Source organism: Mitsuokella multacida DSM 20544 (assembly GCF_000155955.1).
GTDB lineage: Bacteria > Bacillota > Negativicutes > Selenomonadales > Selenomonadaceae > Mitsuokella > Mitsuokella multacida.
Genome location: NZ_GG697142.2, coordinates 409,200 through 426,905, shown reverse-complemented (window position 1 = coordinate 426,905; position 17,706 = coordinate 409,200). Strand labels below are relative to the sequence as shown.

The window sequence follows — 17,706 nt, the reverse complement described above, 5'->3', positions numbered from 1 at the left end:
TGCCGCCCGCGACGAGCGGCACGCCGGCCGAGCGCCCGCCGACGCTGAAGCCCTTCGTCGAGTGGACCGAGCGCGCAGCCCGGATGCCGAAGCCCAGGACGACCGCAATCGTCGCGCAGATGATGACGAGCTGAAACAACGAAATATCCATTGAAAAAACACACTCCAAAAAAGAAAAAACCCCCGCTCCTATGAGCCGGGGCATTTATAGGGTCACCCAAACCAGATCCAGAGAACACCGGCGACGGCGATGACGACGGCCGCTGTGTTGCGGTGGTAGTAATCGGCAAGCCAGCCGATATGCGTCACATCGTAGAGCCAGCCGAGCACGCGCAGGGCGATGTAATGGATGATGCAACCGACGATGTACGCGAGGCCGACTTCGATGGCGATGGCCAGCATCGTGATGGACAGGCCGATCATCGCGAAGATGCCCGTGAAGAACAGGCCGATGATGACGAGCGCTGCTACGATGACAAAGAGTGTGCCGCCAAGCGCGACGCCGATGCCCGCGAGAGCCGCCAGGAATCCCTTCAAGCTATCCATGAAAACTCCCCCTTCCTGAGAATTTCTTTCTATTTCCTTCATTCACCTTCATTATAGGGAGAAGTCCCGCCATTCGCAAGATGCAATTTCGTTCAAGCGTTCTTCTCTTCGAGCAGTGGCCTGAGGAACTTGCCCGTGTACGACGCAGGCACCTTGACGATGACGATGTCCTCGGGACGGCCTGTCGCGACGACGGTACCGCCCTTGTCGCCCCCCTCGGGGCCGAGGTCGATGATGTAGTCGGCCGTCTTGATGACGTCGAGGTTGTGCTCGATGACGACGACGGTGTCGCCGCCTGCGACGAGGCGCTGCAGGATGTCTAATAGCTTGTGGATGTCGGCCGTGTGCAGGCCCGTCGTCGGCTCGTCGAGGATGTAGAGCGTCTTGCCCGTCGAGCGCCGCGAGAGCTCCGTCGCGAGCTTGACGCGCTGCGCCTCGCCGCCCGAGAGCGTCGTCGCCGGCTGACCGAGCTTGATGTAGCCGAGGCCGACGTCCTGGATGATCTGGAGCTTGCGCGCGATGCGCGGCACGTTGGCGAAGAACTCCACGGCCTCGTCGATCGTCATGTCAAGCACTTCAGAGATGTTCTTGCCCTTGTAGCGGACCTCGAGCGTCTCGCGGTTGTAGCGCGCGCCCTTGCAGACCTCGCAGGGCACATAGACGTCGGGCAGGAAGTGCATCTCGATCTTGAGGATGCCGTCGCCCTTGCAGGCCTCACAGCGGCCGCCCTTGACGTTGAAGCTGAAGCGGCCGGCCTTGTAGCCGCGCATGCGCGCCTCGCTCGTCTGGCTGAAGAGCTCGCGAATCGCGTCGAAGACACCCGTGTACGTCGCCGGATTCGAGCGCGGCGTGCGGCCGATCGGCTGCTGGTCGATGTCGATGATCTTGTCGATGTTCTCGAGTCCCTTGATCTTCTTGTGTTTGCCCGGCTTGCCCTTCGCGTGGTAGAGGCGCGAGGCGATGCCCTTGTAGAGGATCTCGTTGACGAGCGTCGACTTGCCCGAGCCCGAGACGCCTGTGACGAGCGTCAGGGTGCCGAGCGGGAACTTGACCGTCAGGTCCTTGAGGTTGTTCTCAGCTGCGCCGACGACCTCGATGAACTTGCCGTTCCCTGGTCGGCGCTTCGCGGGAACGGGGATGAACTTGCGGCGCGAGAGGTAGGCGCCCGTGATGGAGTCGGGGTTCTTCTTGATCTCCTCCGCCGTGCCCTCGGCGACGACGCGGCCGCCGTTCGCGCCGGCGCCCGGGCCGATGTCGATGATGTGGTCGGCCGCGTACATCGTGTCCTCGTCGTGCTCGACGACGATCAGGGTGTTGCCGAGGTCGCGCAGGTGCTTGAGCGTCGCGAGCAGGCGGTTGTTGTCGCGCTGGTGCAGGCCGATGCTCGGCTCGTCGAGCACGTAGAGCACGCCCTGCAGACCCGAGCCGATCTGCGTCGCGAGGCGGATGCGCTGCGCCTCGCCGCCCGACAAGGTGCCCGCCGAGCGCGAGAGCGTCAGGTAGTCGAGGCCGACATCGAGCAGGAAATGCAGGCGCGCGTGGATCTCCTTGAGGATCTGCGCCGCGATCTTCATCTCGCGCGGCGTCAGCGTGAGATGCGTGAAGAAAGCGTCGGCCTCGCGGATCGTCATGCGCGTGACCTCATCGATGTTCTTGCCGCCGACCGTGACGGCGAGCGTCTCAGGCTTCAAGCGCGCGCCGTGGCACGCCTTGCAGGGAATCTCGGTCATGTAGTTCTCGTACGACTCGCGCATCTCGTCGCTGTCCGTCTCGTGGTAGCGGCGCGCGAGCAGCGGCATAACGCCCTCGAACGGCACGAAGTACTCTTTGTCCTCACCGAACATGTTCGTGTAGCGGAAGGTGAAACGCTCCTCGCCCGAGCCGTAGAGCAGGACCTGCTGCGTCTTCTTGTCGATTTCCTGCCACGGCGTCTCGAGGCTGTAGCCGCGCTTCTCGAGGATGGCCTTCATCACGCACATCGCGTACGAGTGCAGATTCTTCGAGAGCGGTGCAAAGACGCCGCCGCCCACACTCAGGGTCGGGTCAGGCAGGACGAGCTCCTCGTCGAACTCCATATGGCTGCCGAGGCCCATGCAGACGGGGCAGGCGCCGTAGGGGTTGTTGAACGAGAACATGCGCGGCGTGATCTCGGGCAGGCTGATGCCGCAGTCGACGCAGGCGAAATTCTCGCTGAACATCAAGAGCTCGCCGTCGACGATCTGCACGTAGGCGACGCCCTCGCCGAGCTTCAGCGCCGTCTCCAGGGAGTCGGCCAGGCGCGATTCCATTCCCTCGCGCACGACGAGGCGGTCGATGACGACCTCGATCGTGTGCTTCTTGTTCTTCTCGAGCTGGATGTCCTCGCCGATGTCCATGACCTCGCCGTCGATGCGCACGCGTACATAACCTTCGTGGCGGATGTGTGCGAGGACCTTCTTGTGTTCGCCCTTCTTGCCGCGCACGACCTGCGCCATGACGAGCAGCTTCGTGCGCTCCGGCAGCTCGCGGATCTGGTCGATCATCTGGTCGACCGACTGCTGCGTGATGGGCTTGCCGCACTTCGGGCAGTGCGGATGGCCGGCGCGCGCAAACAGCAGGCGCAGGTAGTCGTAAATCTCCGTGACTGTACCGACCGTCGAGCGCGGGTTGTGGCTCGTCGTCTTCTGGTCAATCGAGATGGCCGGCGAGAGGCCGTCGATCTGGTCGACGTCCGGCTTGTCCATCTGGCCGAGGAACTGGCGCGCGTACGACGAGAGCGACTCGACGTAGCGGCGCTGGCCTTCTGCGTAGATCGTATCGAAGGCCAGCGACGACTTGCCCGAGCCCGAGAGGCCTGTGATGACGACGAGCTTGTCGCGCGGGATGTTGACATCGATGTTCTTGAGGTTGTGCGCACGCGCACCCTTGATGCGAATGTATTTTTCCATGATTGTTTTCCTTTTTTATCGAATATGCTCAGACCCTGCTGCGGATCATCGCGCGGTAGACGATCTCACTGAGGACATAGCCCGCGAGCATCAGGATGGCCATCGGCAGCGGGTTGCTGTCGCCGGCGATGCCCGTCAGCGGCATCATGACGCCGCCGAGGATCATCTGGCTGAAACCCAAGAGCGCGCTGGCCGAGCCGGCACTCTTGCCCTGGCGCGAGAGCGCGAGCGAGAAGCTCGCCGTGCCCATGACGGAAAGCGGCACGATGGTCACGAAGAGGACGAGCAGCGTGTAGAGAAGCGGCGCGTGCAGCAGGAAGCCTGCGAGCAGCAGCACAGCGCCGACGAGCGGGATGCGAAGCGATACAGAGAGCAGCTTCTCGTCCGGCACGCGGCCGGCAAAGTGCGCGGGCACGGTGCCGGCGACGAGCAGGCCAATGCCGATGCCGCCGAAGATCAGGCTGTACGTCTGCGCCGAGACGTGGTAGACGTTCTGGAAGACGAAGGAGCTGCCGCCGATGTACGAGAAGAACGAGCCGAAGAAGAAGAGCTGCAGCAGGCAGTGGCCGAGGAAGTAGCGGTCGCGCAGGAGCTGCGGGAACTTCGCGAAGGACTTGGCGATGCTCTGCTGGCGCTCCTCTTTCTTGAGCGTCTCGCGGTAGATCACCGTTGAGACGAACTGCGCAATGCCGACAATCACCAAGAGGGCAAAGATGCCGCGCCAGCTCGTGAAGCGCAGGATCTGACCGCCGATGACCGGCGCGGCAATCGGTGCGAGACCGTTGACGAGCATCAGGATGGCAAAGAAGCGCGTGAGCTCCGGCCCCTCGGCCACGTCGCGCGCGATGGCGCGGGCGATGACGATACCGCTCGCGCCGCTGAAGCCCTGCAGGAAGCGGAAGACGAGGAAGGTCGTGATGTTCTCCGACAGGCAGGCGCCAGCGCTCGCCGCCGTGAAGACAATCATGCCGACGAGCAGCGGCAGCTTGCGGCCGAAGCGGTCCGACAGCGGTCCCATGAAGATCTGGCCGAAGGCCATGCCGAGCATCGTCATGGTCAGGGTCAGCTGCGTCAGCGACGCCGAGATGCCGAAGTCCCCACCGAGCTCCGGCAAGGCCGGCAGATACATGTCAGTGGACAGCGGCGCCATCGCGGTCATGATGCCGAGAAACACCGTCAAGAATAGTTTCTGCTTTGGACTCAATCTCAAAAAAATCTTCCTTCCTCAAATTGCCTGGACTTACTTTTTTATCTCGATTTACCTATCATTTCTTTTTGGCTCGTTTCGCCTTGGGCGATGCGGAGGCTTTGGCCCCCGGCAGGCTGCCATCGAGCTCGAGGATCATGTCGCGAAGCTCTGCCGCGCGCTCGAACTCGAGCGCACGCGAGGCCTGCTGCATCTCGCGCGTCAACGTCTTGATGAGGTTCTCCCTATCCTTCTTGGTCAGCTTCTTCTTGCTGCCCTTCTTGACCTCGTACTTGCCACCCGACTCGGCGACGAGCGTCGTCTCGATCAGCGGCTTGATGGGCTTGACGATCGTCTTCGGCGTGATGCCATGCGCCTTGTTGTAGCCATCCTGTATCTCGCGGCGGCGCGCCGTCTCGTCGATGGCGCGCTTCATCGAGTCAGTGATGCGGTCGGCGTACATGATGACATGGCCGCGCGCATTGCGCGCCGCACGGCCGATGATCTGGATGAGTGACGTGTCGGAGCGCAGGAAGCCCTCCTTGTCGGCATCGAGGATGGCGATCAACGAGACTTCCGGCATGTCGAGGCCCTCGCGCAAGAGGTTGATGCCGACGAGCACGTCGAACTCGCCAGCGCGCAGGTCGTGGATGATCTCGGCGCGCTCGATCGTCGCAATGTCCGAGTGCAGGTAGCGGACCTTGACGCCGACCTCCGTGAAGTAGTCGGTCAGGTTCTCCGCCATCTTCTTCGTCAGCGTCGTGACGAGCACGCGCTCGTTGCGCTCGATGCGGACCTTGATCTCGGCGAGCAGGTCGTCGATCTGGCCCTCGAGCGGCCGGACCTCGATCTCAGGGTCGAGGAGGCCCGTCGGGCGAATGATCTGCTGCGCGACCTGCTGGGCCTGCTCGAGCTCGTACTTGCCCGGCGTCGCCGAGACGTAGATGATCTGGTTGATGCGCGCAGCGAACTCCTCGAAGGTCAGCGGGCGGTTGTCGAAGGCCGACGGCAGCCGGAAGCCGTTCTCGACGAGCGAGACCTTGCGGCTGCGGTCACCGGCGTACATCGCGTGGAGCTGCGGCAACGTCACATGCGACTCATCCATGACGATGAGGAAGTCTTCGGGGAAGTAGTCGAGCAGCGTGTAAGGCGCCTCGCCGGCCTTGCGGTGCGTCAGGTGGCGCGAGTAGTTCTCGATGCCCGAGCAGTAGCCCATCTCCTGCATCATCTCGAGGTCGTAGCGCGTGCGCTGCTCGATGCGCTGCGCCTCGATGAGCTTGCCCTCCGCCTTGAATTTCTTGACCTGCTCCTCCATTTCCGCCTCGATGTCCTTCATCGCGATCTTGAGGTCCTCGTCCTCCGTCACGTAATGCGAGGCCGGGAAGACCATCGAGTGCGTGCGCTCGCCGTAGACCTCCCCCGTCACGACGTCGAACTCGACGATGCGGTCGACCTCGTCGCCGAAGAGCTCGATGCGCACGGCGCGGTTGTTGTAGCCGGCCGGGAAGACCTCGATGACATCGCCGCGCACGCGGAACTGACCACGCTCGAACGCAACATCGTTGCGCTCGTAGCGGATGGAGACGAGCTTCTTGAGGATTGCGTCTCTATCGACGATCTGCCCCTTGTGCAAAGAGAGCACCATCTCGTGGTAGCTCTCCGGAGAACCCAAGCCGTAGATGCAGGAGACGGACGCGACGATGATGACGTCGCGCCGCTCGAAAAGCGAGCACGTCGCGCTGTGGCGCAGCTCATCGATCTCGTCGTTGATAGAGGCGTCCTTCTCGATGTAGGTGTCCGTCGAGGCGATGTAGGCCTCCGGCTGGTAGAAGTCGTAGTAACTGACGAAGTAGCCGACGTAGTTGTTCGGGAAGAACGCCTTGAACTCGCTCGCGAGCTGCGCGGCCAGTGTCTTGTTGTGGGCGATGACGAGCGTCGGCTTCTGCACCTTCTCGATGACCTTGGCGATCGTGTACGTCTTGCCCGTGCCCGTCGCGCCCAAGAGGACCTGCGCCTGCTGGCCGTTCTCGACACCGGCCGCGAGCTCCGCGATGGCCTGCGGCTGATCGCCCATCGGCTCAAATGGCGCCACGACCTCAAAAGGCCTCTCCTCGTCAAAATGCATCGTATTGAGTTTCGGCACCATGGCCATGCGATTCCCCTCCCATATCCTTACCATTAATCATAATCTAATCAAAAAACATTATCCATTAGCGACATGTACCTCTATTATATACGTCCATTTCGAAAAAATCCACCGCCCATGATGATCATGGCAGTGGATTTTTCTCGTGCAACTATATGCGATTCTATCAGCCCTTGACGACGATGTTGACGAGCTTCTTCGGCACGCAGATGACCTTGACGATCGTCTTGCCGGCCGTGAGTTCCTGCGTGCGCGGCAGGCCCATGGCGATCTCCTGCATGCCCGCGCGGTCGGTGTCGGCGGGGATCGTGATCTTGTCGCGGACCTTACCGTTGATCTGCAGGACGATCTCGATCTCCGCGAGCTTCGTGGCAGCCTCGTCGTAGGTCGGCCACTTCTGCTGATGGACGCTGCCCTGGCCAGCAAACAGGCGGCTCCAGAGCTCTTCCGTGATGTGCGGCGCAAACGGTGCGAGGAGCTTGATGAGGTTCTCGGCGACCTCGCGCGCGAGGCCGGCCTTGAGGTCCTTGTCCTGGAAGGCGTAGAGTGCGTTGACGAGCTCCATGATGGACGAGACGGCCGTGTTGAACATGAAGCGGTCGCGGACGTCTTCCGTGACCTTGCGGATCGTCACGTGCAGGATGCGGCGCAGGTCCTTCTCTTCCTTTGTGAGCTTCGAAGTATCATAATCTGCCTTGCCCGACTTGATGGCCTCCTCGAAGTGGCCGAGGATGCGCCAGACGCGGTTGAGGAAGCGGTAGGAGCCCTCGACGCCCTGGTCGCTCCACTCGAGGTCACGGTCGACCGGTGCGGCGAACAGGATGAAGAGGCGGGCCGTGTCGGCGCCGTACTTCGCGATGATCTCCTCTGGCGAGACGACGTTGCCCTTCGACTTCGACATCTTCGAGCCGTCCTTGAGGACCATGCCCTGCGTCAGGAGGTTCGTGAACGGCTCATCGAAGTCAACGAGGCCGGCGTCATGCAGGACCTTCGTGAAGAAGCGCGAGTACAGGAGGTGCAGGATGGCATGCTCGATGCCGCCGATGTACTGGTCGACAGGCGCCCAGTAGTTGACCTTGTCCTTGGCGAACGGCTCCTTGTCGTTGTGCGGATCCGTATAGCGCAGGTAGTACCACGAGGAGCAGATGAAGGTATCCATCGTGTCCGTCTCGCGCGTCGCATCGGCGCCGCACTTCGGGCACTTGCAGTGGACGAAGCTCTCGCTCGATGCGAGCGGCGAGAGCGAGCCCTGGTCAAACGAGACATCCTCCGGCAGCATGACCGGCAGGTCTTTCTCCGGCACGAGCACTTCGCCGCAGTGCGGGCAGTTGATGACCGGGATCGGCGCGCCCCAGTAGCGCTGGCGCGAGATCAGCCAGTCACGCAGGCGGAAGTTGACGCGGCGCTTGCCAAAGCCTTCCTTCTCGGCCTTGTCCATGATGCCCTTCATCGCGGCCTTGATGTCCATACCCGTGAACTCCGCGGAGTTGACGAGCACGCCGTCCTTATCCGTGTAGGCCTCCGTCATCTCCTCGAGCTTGAGCTCATGGTCGCGCGGCTGCAGCGTGATGATCTTCGGGATGTCGTACTTCGTCGCGAACATCCAGTCACGCGAATCCTCGGACGGCACACCGATGACGGCGCCTGTGCCGTAGTCGGCGAGGACGTAGTTCGTGACCCAGATCTGCACCTTCTTGCCGTTGAACGGGTTGATGCAGTAAGCGCCCGTGAAGATGCCTTCCTTCTCGGACTCGCTCGACGTGCGCTCGATCTCGCTCTGGTTGCGCGTGCGCTTGACGAACGCCTGGATCTCCTCAGCCTTTGGGTTGTTCTCGCAGATCTTGTCGACGAGCGGATGCTCGGCAGCGAGCGCGAGGAACGTGATGCCGTAGACCGTATCGGGGCGCGTCGTGTAGGCGGCAATCGTTGTGCCGAGCTCCGGTGCCTCGAGGTTGAACTCAAGACCTTCGCTGCGGCCGATCCAGTTGTCCTGCATCGTCTTGACGCGCTCCGGCCAGCCCTTGAGCTTGTCGAGGTCCTTCAGCAGCACATCAGCGTAGTCCGTGATCTTGAGGAACCACTGCGAGAGGTCCTTCTTGTGGACCTCGTGGTCGCAGCGCCAGCACTTGCCGTCGATGACCTGCTCATTCGCAAGCACCGTGCCGCAGGTGTCGCACCAGTTGACCGACGCCTTCTTCTTGTAGGCGAGGCCGCGCTTGTAGAAGAGCTCGAAGAGCCACTGTGTCCACTTGTAGTACGAGGGGTCGCACGTCTTGACCTCGCGGTCCCAGTCGTAGGAGAGGCCGAGCTTCTTCTGCTGCTTCTCCATGTTCTCGATGTTGCTGTACGTCCAGTCGGCCGGCTTGACGCCGTGCTTGATGGCGGCGTTCTCAGCCGGCATGCCGAAGGAGTCGAAACCCATCGGATGCAGGACGTTGAAGCCCTCCATCGTCTTGTAGCGCGCCATGACGTCGCCGATGGCGTAGTTGCGCACATGGCCCATGTGCAGGTTGCCCGACGGATACGGGAACATCTCGAGCGCGTAGTACTTCGGGCGGTCCGGGTCGGCTTCCGTCTTGTAGACCTTGCCCTCTTCCCACTTCTTCTGCCATTTTGCCTCGATGTCCTGCGGCGAATATCTTTCCATGCTGACTGCCTCCTAAACTAAAAAAGTCCCCGACCGTCATTGCTGACGGTCAGGGACGATGATTCGCGGTACCACCCTGCTTGATGCATGCGCATCCTCTCGGTGCCGTAACGTGGCAGGCGTCGACCGTTTTGCCCGAAGGCGCCCCGGCCGCTCCTCCGCAGTGAGTTCAGCGCTTCTCGTCACCGGCTCTCAGCTGCCGCCGGCTCTCTTGAGACGTTCCACACCTAATGCTCTGCATCCTCGGATTTACGTGTTTACATATGGTCTTATTATAGCGGGGATTTCGCGCATCGTCAACTACTTCTCGCGCTTCCCGTGCAGCTGCTCGAACTCGAGCTGCTTCTCGTGCGTCTGCTGCCACTTGCGGCGCGCGTCCTCGTAACTCTCACAGGCGAGCGTGAAGCCCTTGCCCGACACCTCCGACGTGTCGGAGACGATCATGAAGGCCTGCGGGTCGTGATGGGCGACGATGGTCTTGACGCGGCTGACCTGCGTGAGGCTCACGACGACGAACAGGATGTTCTTCGGCTCCTCGGCGAAACCGCCGCGGCCGTCGATGAACGTCGCGCCGCGGTGCACGTTCTCCATGATGTCGCTGCAGATGGCCTTGGCCTGCGGTGAGACGATGAAGATGGACTTCTCGCGGTTGAGGCCGGCGGCCACGCGGTTCGTCAGCTCCGCCGTCACGTAGATGGAGACGATGCTGAAGAGCGCGACCTCCATGCCAAACAGGGCGACCGAGCCCATGATGATCAGGAAGTTCAGGATGAAGACGACTGTGCCGACGTCGAGCGAGTAGTACTTCTTGGTTACGGCCGCAATGACGTCGAGTCCGCCCGTATTGGCATTGGCGCGGAAGACCATGCCGAAGCCGACACCGGCGAGCACACCGCCGAAGATGGAGTTGAGCATCGGGTCGGCACAGATGGACCAGTCGACGAGGAAGTGCGTCGCATCGAGGATGACCGACAGGGCGACCGTGCCGAAGATGGTGTCGACGGCATAGAGCCGGCCGAAGACGCGGTAAGCGAGGTAGAGGATCGGCAGGTTGTAGACGAGGTTCTGCATGCCGACGGGCAGGTCGGTCAGGTAGTAGATGATCAGGGCCACGCCGCTGATGCCGCCCGTCAGGAGGTGTGCCGGTATCAGGAACAGGTTGAAGCCGAGGCAGACGAGCAGGCAGCCGATTGTGATCTGGAGGTAGCGCATGGCATGCTTGCGCCAGAGATTCTGATTCATAGGGTATCCTTTCGCGCTTGAGCGCAGAGATGCAGGGCTACGGTCAAAGGGTCAGGCCAGCGAGAAGAAGTCCTTCGACTCGCGGTCGGCGATGACCTCGACGTGTCCCTCGCCGCGCAGCTCCTCGCGCAGGCGCTCCGCAAGCGAAGCGACGACGGGGAACTCCGTGCCGAAGTGGCCGGCGTCGATGACGTGCATGCCGAGCTCCGCCGCGTGCTGCGCATCGTGGTAGCGCACATCGCCCGTAACGTAGGCATCGGCCCCCATCGCGGCGGCCTTGGCGATGAACTCCGCACCGGCGCCGCTGCAGAGCGCGACCTTGCGCACGGGGCGGCTGCCGGCATCGACGAAGCGCACGTGCTCCGTCGGCAGGGCCTTGCGGACCTGCTCGGCAAAGTCGCGGATTGCCATCGGCTGCGGCAGCGTGCCGATGCGGCCGAGGCTCTCGGTCTGGCCGCTTTCCGCCTGCTGCGTGATGACGAAGCTCGAGAGCTTCGAGAGACCGATGGCCTCGGCGAGCACATCGTTGACGCCGCCGCGGGCGATGTCGAGATTCGTGTGAGCTGCGGCCACGGCGATGTCGTGCTGCAAGAGAACCTGCAGGCGGTGGCCGAGCGGCTCATCCGTGCGGATCTTCTTGATGGGCTTGAAGAGCAGCGGGTGGTGCGCGACGATCATCTCCGCTCCCTCGTGTACCGCCTGGCGCACGACCGTGTCGCTGACGTCGAGCGCGACGAGGATGCGGCTGACCTGCCTATCCGGGCTGCCGACGAGCAGGCCCGGATTATCCCAATCCTCTGCGAGATGATGTGGCGCGATGCGCTCCAGCGCATCCATGACAACTTGACATTTCACCATGACAGATGCTCCCCCAATTCCTTGATATGGCGGATGACCGCCTGATACTTCTTCGACTTCTTCGCGGCCTCGCTCTTCTCCATGCCCGCCGCGACGCGGCGCTCCTGGAAGAGCAGGGCCTCGATGTGATGGCGCAGGAGAGGCGGCTTCTTCTGCCAGAGGACGGGTCCGATTTCCAGGAGCAGCGGCTCCGGCATCTTGCGCCGGCCGCGCTTGGCCTTGATGATCTCGTAGATGCGGCCATCATCGAGCGCGAGCGACTCATCTTCGATGTACCAGCGCTTGCGGTAGAGCCAGCGGCGCAGGTCTGCCGCCGCGCTCTGCGGCTGCAGGACAAGCGTCTCGAGCTTCTCGACGACTTCAGGCGAGCCCTCGAGGATCTCGACCATCAGCGTGCCGCCCATGCCGGCAATGCAGACCGTGTCGACTTCCCCGGGCTTCAGGCTCTTCAGGCCGTCGCCGAGGCGCACGGAGATGCGCTCGTCTGTCAGGCCATTCTCGCGGACGGTGCGCACGGCCGCCTCATAAGGGCCCGCGTTCTTGTCGCTCGCCACGACGAACTTCGCCTTGCCCGACTTCACGAGTTCCACCGCGAGGTAGCCGTGGTCCGTGCCGATATCCGCCACGCGGCTGCCCTGCGGTACGAAGTCAGCCAGTGCCTGCAAGCGGTCTCCCAGCTTCATGAAAATCCCTCCCCAGTCATTCCATCCATCTTTCTACATTCTATCTCATTTTGATTACAATACAAGAAAAAGGGTGTAACAAGCGTTACACCCTGGATGTCCAATTGGCTCCTCGAGCAGGATTCGAACCTGCGACAGCCTGATTAACAGTCAGGTGCTCTACCGGCTGAGCTATCGAGGAATATCAACAACATATATTATTATAGAGAGTGCTGCTCCATTTGTCAACACCTTTTTTTCATCCGGATGCAATTTTTTTTGCGGACTGACAAAAAGAAAGCCAGAGTGGCTGGCACTCTGGTCTTCAGCAATCAGTCTAAGAAATCCTTGAGCTTGCGGCTACGGCTCGGATGGCGCAGCTTGCGCAGGGCCTTGGCTTCGATCTGGCGGATGCGCTCGCGCGTGACGCCGAAGTTCTGGCCGACTTCCTCAAGTGTGCGCGCGCGACCATCGTCGAGGCCGAAGCGCAGGCGCAGGACTTTCTCCTCGCGCGGCGTCAGGGTGTCGAGGACATCCTCGAGCTGTTCCTTGAGCAGCATGAAGGACGCGGCATCGGCCGGGGCCGGTGCATCCTGGTCCTCGATGAAGTCGCCGAGATGCGAGTCCTCCTCTTCGCCAATCGGCGTCTCGAGGGAGACTGGCTCCTGCGCGATCTTCATGATCTCGCGCACGCGGTCGACGCCGATCTCCATCTCCTTCGCGATCTCCTCCGGGGTCGGTTCGCGGCCGAGCTGCTGCAGCAGCTGACGCGAGACGCGGATGAGCTTGTTGATGGTCTCCACCATGTGCACCGGGATGCGGATGGTGCGGGCCTGGTCTGCGATCGCGCGCGTGATGGCCTGACGGATCCACCAGGTCGCATACGTACTGAACTTGTAGCCCTTGTTGTAGTCGAACTTCTCGACCGCCTTGATGAGGCCGAGATTGCCCTCCTGGATGAGGTCGAGGAAGAGCATGCCGCGGCCGACATAGCGCTTCGCGATGCTGACGACGAGGCGCAGGTTGGCCTCAGCCAGGCGTTTCTGCGCCTCTTCATCGCCGGCTTCCATGCGCTTAGCGAGGGCGACTTCTTCCTCTGCTGTCAACAGAGGCACGCGGCCGATCTCCTTGAGGTACATGCGCACCGGGTCGTCGATGCTGACGCCCTCCGGCACGGAGAGGTCAATCTCGACGTCCTCGTCGGATTTATCGATATCCACATCGTCATCGCTGGAATTGTCCTGCGAATCGTCGACGATCTCGATACCACGCTTGCTGAAGGTATCATACATGGTGTCGATTTCATCTGGAGAGAGAGCCTGCTTCTGCAGTGCATCGATGAGTTCCCCATATGTCAGGGTACCCCCATTCTTCTTTCCCTTGGCGAGAAGACCCTCCACTATCTCAGAACTGCGGCCCTTGCCGGCAGCTTTTGCTGTCTTTGTTTCAGCCATTCGACTGCCTCCTTTCCACACGTTCCATCCATCTTTTACCAAGTGAGTTACCATTCATCCATTTCATGTTTGATCTTATTTACCTCATTCAATTCTTGCAGGCAGGCCTCATGCTGGCCGTTCTGCGCATATTCATTCGCCTTGCGGCTGTGCTCCGTGTAGAGGGCATTGAGATATGCCTTGCGGAGCACCCGTAGAGAATCATCGTAAGCTTCGGTCTCATCGCGCCCGCCGAGGTCTTCGACGAGCGACCGGGAGAGCTCGGCGGCTGCCTCATCGCTGAGCGTTGCGGCGCTCATATCATCCACGGGGCGCCCTTCCTCTGCGGCTGCCTTGAGGAAGGTCAGGATCTCGCGCTGTGCGGGGTCGCGTATACCCTCGAGTGGCACGATGGTCTCAAGATGCGCGATCACCGCGGCATCCTGCCAGGCCATGCGGATAACGAGCCGGCCGGCCTTCCTGAGGGCCGTATCCGCTTTCGCGACGGCCTTGCGGATGGGCTGGCGCACCGCTTCCTCCGCTTCGGGACGGTAGTGGCGGAGCTCCGAACGCACGATGCCCTCGTCGAGCATCAGCGTCTGAGCGAGCCGCCGCTCATACTCGCTGCGCACGGCCGCCTCGCGGATGCCCGCGAGCACCGGCATCATCTCATGGAGTGCCTTGACCTTGCCGTCGAGCGTGTCGTAATTCGTATGCGAGAGGACGTAGCGCAGGCGGTACTCGACGAGCGGCAGTGCCTTCTCGACGAGCGCCCGGAAGGCGTCGGCCCCGTGCTTGCGGATGAACTCATCGGGGTCCTTGCCGTCTGGCACGACAATGACGCGGACGCGGGCCCCCGTATCGCGCACAATGGACAGTGCGCGTATCGTTGCCTTTTGCCCCGCCTCGTCGCTGTCGTAGCAGAAGCAGATCTCCGGTGCGTAGTGCAAGAGCTTCTTCGCATGCTCCGGCGTGAACGCCGTGCCGAGCGATGCGACCACATTGTGCACGCCGGCGTCGAACACCGATATCGCATCCATGTAACCCTCGACGACGATGGCCCGGCCCTCCTGCTGGATGGCGCGGTGCGAGCGGTCGAGGCCGAAGAGCAGCTTCCTCTTATTGAAGAGGACGGTCTCCGGTGTGTTGAGATACTTCGGTGTCGAATCATCGAGGACGCGGCCGCCGAAGCCGACGACGCGCCCGCGCTCATCCGCAATCGGGATGATCACGCGCCCGCGGAAGCGGTCGTAGAGGCCGCCTCCCTGCTTGCGCTCGGCACAAAGACCGCTTGCCAGCAAAAACTCCTGCTTGATTCCACGCTTGAGGAAAGCCGTGGACAACTTATCCCAGGCAGGCGGTGCGTAGCCGAGCTGAAATTCCTCGATGGTCTCCTGGCGGATGCCGCGCGCGGCGAAGTAGGCCTTGCCCCGCTCGCCCATGCGCGTCATCGTCAGGCAGTTGTGGAAGAAGTCGCGCGCGAGCTCATTGACCTTGCGCAGGTCCTGTATCTCGCGGTCCCGCGCGACTTCCTGCGGGCTTCTCTTGCGCTCGGGCAGCGGGATGCCCAGCTTCTCTGCCTGCAGCTTGATCGCGTCAAAATACGAGATGTTTTCGATAAGCGAAAGAAACTTGAACGCGTTGCCGCCGGCATGACAGCCGAAGCAGTAGAAGAAGCCCTTGTCGGGTAGGACAGAAAAGGATGCGGTCTTCTCCTGATGGAACGGGCAGCATCCCCAGTAGCGATTGCCCCGGCGCTTGAGCGGCACGTAGCCCTGCACGATGCGCAGGATATCCGTCTGCTCACTCACGCGCTCGACGAAGGCCTCCATCGCCTCATTCCGCATTCGTTCCAATTGAATTCCATCCTTCCATACTTCCGGCCCCCGATGCCGCCTCCAAGCGCGCATCAAAGGGGTACTTTAGTATATTCGCTGCCATCTGCGAAAAACCTTCCTGCGCACTCAAAAAAACGTCTCGAGACACTTGACAAAGCGCTTTGATCGTCTTCTGCGCAGGTTTTTCAGATATATATTCCGCAAAAACTCCCGATTTCCTTTTTCATCCCGAAAATTTTCTCGCACATCGCACACACGGCGGGCACAGGACAGCACAGCAGCCGCTTAGCGGCTGTAGCGGATGACGCGCCCGACGGGCGGGATGAAGATCTCGGAGAAGAGCTGCACGGCGTAGCTGTCCGTCAGACCCGCGACGTAATCCGTCACGGTCTGCTCGCGTCCCCAGCGCTCCTCGCGCTGGCAGAACTCCTGCGGCAACTCCTCAGGATGCTCGAGGAAGTGGGCGTAGAGCTGGCGCAGCATGAAGCCGGCCTGACGGCGCTCGTGCGCTAGCGCATCTGACAGGTAGATGTGCTCGAACATGAAGCTTCGGAAGAGGTCCATGGTCTCACGCACCTCGTCCGACTGGCGGATGTCCGCAAGGTCCGCCGAGCTCTCGATCATGTCGGCCACCATGCTCGTGATCATCGAGGAGGTGTCCCGACCGAAGCGCTCGTAGACCGCAGCGGGCAGGTCGCCATCCTTCAGCAGGCCCGCGCGCAGGCTGTCGTCATAGTCATGCGTGAGGTAGGCGATGCGGTCTGCCGTGCGCACGATGCGCCCTTCGAGTGTCTTCGGCAGATGCGGTCCCGTGTGGTTGACGATGCCATCCTTGACCTCATACGTGAGATTGAGCCCCTTGCCGCCCTTCTCGAGGAATTCCACGACGCGCAGGCTCTGCTCATTGTGGGCGAAATGGCCCGTGAGCTCATCCATGACGGACTCGCCCGCATGCCCGAACGGCGTGTGGCCGACATCGTGGCCGAGCGCGATCGCCTCGACGAGGTCCTCGTTGAGGCGCAAGCCGCGCGCAATCGTCCTCGAGATCTGCGCGACCTCGAGGCTGTGTGTCATGCGCGTGCGGTAGTGGTCGCCCGCCATGATGTAGACCTGCGTCTTGTGCTTGAGCCGCCGAAAGGATTTGGAGTGCAGGATGCGGTCCCTGTCGCGCTGGAACTTCGTGCGCAGCGCGCACTCCGCATCCTTCCGCTTGCGCCCGGCCTCGCGGCTCTTGGCTGCTTCGGGCGCAAGATACTCATATTCAAGCGCCTCGGTCCGTTCCCGGATATTCAAAGCCATTCCCCCTCTCCTTTCCTCTCTTCTTGTCTCAAAAATCACGCCTATCGCTTGGAGATGGGCGGGCAAGAGATGACAAAAACGCTCTTTTATCATATAATTATATATTACGCGCACAATGCGGAATTTCCTGCCGCCTGCCGCTCTTTTCTTGTGATTTTGCAAAATAGGCATGACAGGAGTAAAATAGAATCAGCGAATCTTAATGAGGTGATCCTGTTGCTTATATTTCGACAACTAGCAAACATCACGCAAGACCTGCCCCGAGCAGCACTGCCGCTCCTGCTGATTTTCCTGACGAGCACGACAGCGCCCGCCGCAGCAAAGGCCGTGACAGAGCCCGTCACGACATCTGCTACTTCCGTAACGGATGTCACGGAGGTGCATCCCGTCAGCTCGTTCCTGGAGGACGAGCGCCCCGCCATATCGGCGCGCTCCGTGCAGTACGACGAGAAATCTGGCCGCTACATCTGCCACGGCACGGTGAGGATCACCCTCGGCGACCGCCTGATCACGGCCGATGAAGCGCAGATCACGAGCGACCTCAGCACCATCTGGACGCAGGGCACGGCCCGCCTCATCGACGGCGAGAACGTGTTCTGCAGCGAGGCCATCTACGCGCGCCCCCTGGAAGGACAGGCGTTCTTCTTCGGCACGCGCTGCAAGCTCAAGCGCCCCGGTCTCGCCATCGACAGCGACTCCATCGAGTACCGCTGGCAGGACAAACTCGGCATCTTCGACGGACATGTGCTCTACATCGACGGCGACGGCGAGAAGGTCTTCGTCCACGTCGAGTACGACTTCAGTAAGAACAAGATCGTCTGACCGGCACCGCACCGATGCCGCATCGAGAGAACAAAAAGAAGGGCCTGACAGCCAGCACCGACTGGCTGTCAGGTCCTTCTTTATTTGTTGCCATGCACTC

12 protein-coding genes, 1 tRNA gene and 1 other annotated feature are annotated in these 17,706 nt (G+C 61.6%); of the genes, 1 reads left to right on the top strand and 12 read right to left on the bottom strand.

Annotated elements, in window-relative coordinates; genetic code table 11:
• Window positions 1-213: 213 nt before the first annotated feature.
• The 12 genes from MITSMUL_RS08740 to MITSMUL_RS08685 all read right to left on the bottom strand — a co-directional run bounded on the left by MITSMUL_RS08740 (window position 214) and on the right by MITSMUL_RS08685 (window position 16,778).
• A complete protein-coding gene (locus MITSMUL_RS08740) occupies window positions 214-546 on the bottom strand; it encodes a hypothetical protein (RefSeq protein ID WP_040636118.1) in 333 nt (110 codons plus the stop codon).
• A gap of 92 nt (window positions 547-638) precedes the next feature.
• Window positions 639-3,473: an excinuclease ABC subunit UvrA gene (gene uvrA, locus MITSMUL_RS08735; RefSeq protein WP_005841872.1), complete on the bottom strand. Its 2,835-nt coding sequence runs from the start codon at window positions 3,471-3,473 to the stop codon at window positions 639-641.
• A gap of 28 nt (window positions 3,474-3,501) precedes the next feature.
• Window positions 3,502-4,683: a multidrug effflux MFS transporter gene (locus tag MITSMUL_RS08730; RefSeq protein WP_040636116.1), complete on the bottom strand. Its 1,182-nt coding sequence runs from the start codon at window positions 4,681-4,683 to the stop codon at window positions 3,502-3,504.
• A 55-nt stretch (window positions 4,684-4,738) separates the two neighbouring features.
• Window positions 4,739-6,811 (bottom strand): excinuclease ABC subunit UvrB, encoded by a 2,073-nt coding sequence (gene uvrB, locus MITSMUL_RS08725; protein ID WP_050751666.1) that lies wholly within the window; start codon window positions 6,809-6,811, stop codon window positions 4,739-4,741.
• Between the two features lie 160 nt (window positions 6,812-6,971).
• Window positions 6,972-9,452, bottom strand: coding sequence for a leucine--tRNA ligase (gene leuS, locus MITSMUL_RS08720; protein ID WP_005841866.1), 2,481 nt, complete (start codon window positions 9,450-9,452; stop codon window positions 6,972-6,974).
• Between the two features lie 48 nt (window positions 9,453-9,500).
• Window positions 9,501-9,705: a binding site (T-box leader), on the bottom strand.
• A 47-nt stretch (window positions 9,706-9,752) separates the two neighbouring features.
• On the bottom strand, window positions 9,753-10,694 hold the full coding sequence (locus MITSMUL_RS08715; RefSeq protein ID WP_005841864.1) for a YitT family protein: 942 nt from the start codon (window positions 10,692-10,694) through the stop codon (window positions 9,753-9,755).
• 51 nt (window positions 10,695-10,745) lie between these two features.
• Window positions 10,746-11,552 (bottom strand): Nif3-like dinuclear metal center hexameric protein, encoded by an 807-nt coding sequence (locus MITSMUL_RS08710; RefSeq protein WP_005841862.1) that lies wholly within the window; start codon window positions 11,550-11,552, stop codon window positions 10,746-10,748.
• Entirely contained in the window at window positions 11,546-12,235 is a 690-nt protein-coding gene (locus tag MITSMUL_RS08705; RefSeq protein ID WP_005841860.1) for a tRNA (adenine(22)-N(1))-methyltransferase, read from the bottom strand. Before MITSMUL_RS08705 ends, MITSMUL_RS08710 begins: the two co-directional genes overlap by 7 nt.
• Before the next feature lie 105 nt (window positions 12,236-12,340).
• A tRNA-Asn gene (locus tag MITSMUL_RS08700) sits at window positions 12,341-12,416 on the bottom strand.
• Window positions 12,417-12,546: 130 nt separating this feature from the next.
• On the bottom strand, window positions 12,547-13,668 hold the full coding sequence (gene rpoD / locus MITSMUL_RS08695) for an RNA polymerase sigma factor RpoD (protein ID WP_005841859.1): 1,122 nt from the start codon (window positions 13,666-13,668) through the stop codon (window positions 12,547-12,549).
• 47 nt (window positions 13,669-13,715) lie between these two features.
• Window positions 13,716-15,494 carry a DNA primase gene (gene dnaG / locus MITSMUL_RS08690; protein WP_005841857.1) on the bottom strand — a complete coding sequence of 593 codons (1,779 nt, stop codon included), beginning with the start codon at window positions 15,492-15,494 and terminating at the stop codon, window positions 13,716-13,718.
• 276 nt (window positions 15,495-15,770) lie between these two features.
• Window positions 15,771-16,778: a deoxyguanosinetriphosphate triphosphohydrolase gene (locus MITSMUL_RS08685; protein WP_040636331.1), complete on the bottom strand. Its 1,008-nt coding sequence runs from the start codon at window positions 16,776-16,778 to the stop codon at window positions 15,771-15,773.
• A gap of 222 nt (window positions 16,779-17,000) precedes the next feature.
• Here MITSMUL_RS08685 and MITSMUL_RS12755 point away from each other — a divergent pair, with 222 nt between their 5' ends.
• Window positions 17,001-17,606, top strand: a complete 606-nt coding sequence (locus tag MITSMUL_RS12755; protein ID WP_169627161.1) for an LptA/OstA family protein — start codon at window positions 17,001-17,003, stop codon at window positions 17,604-17,606.
• Window positions 17,607-17,706 lie beyond the last annotated feature (100 nt).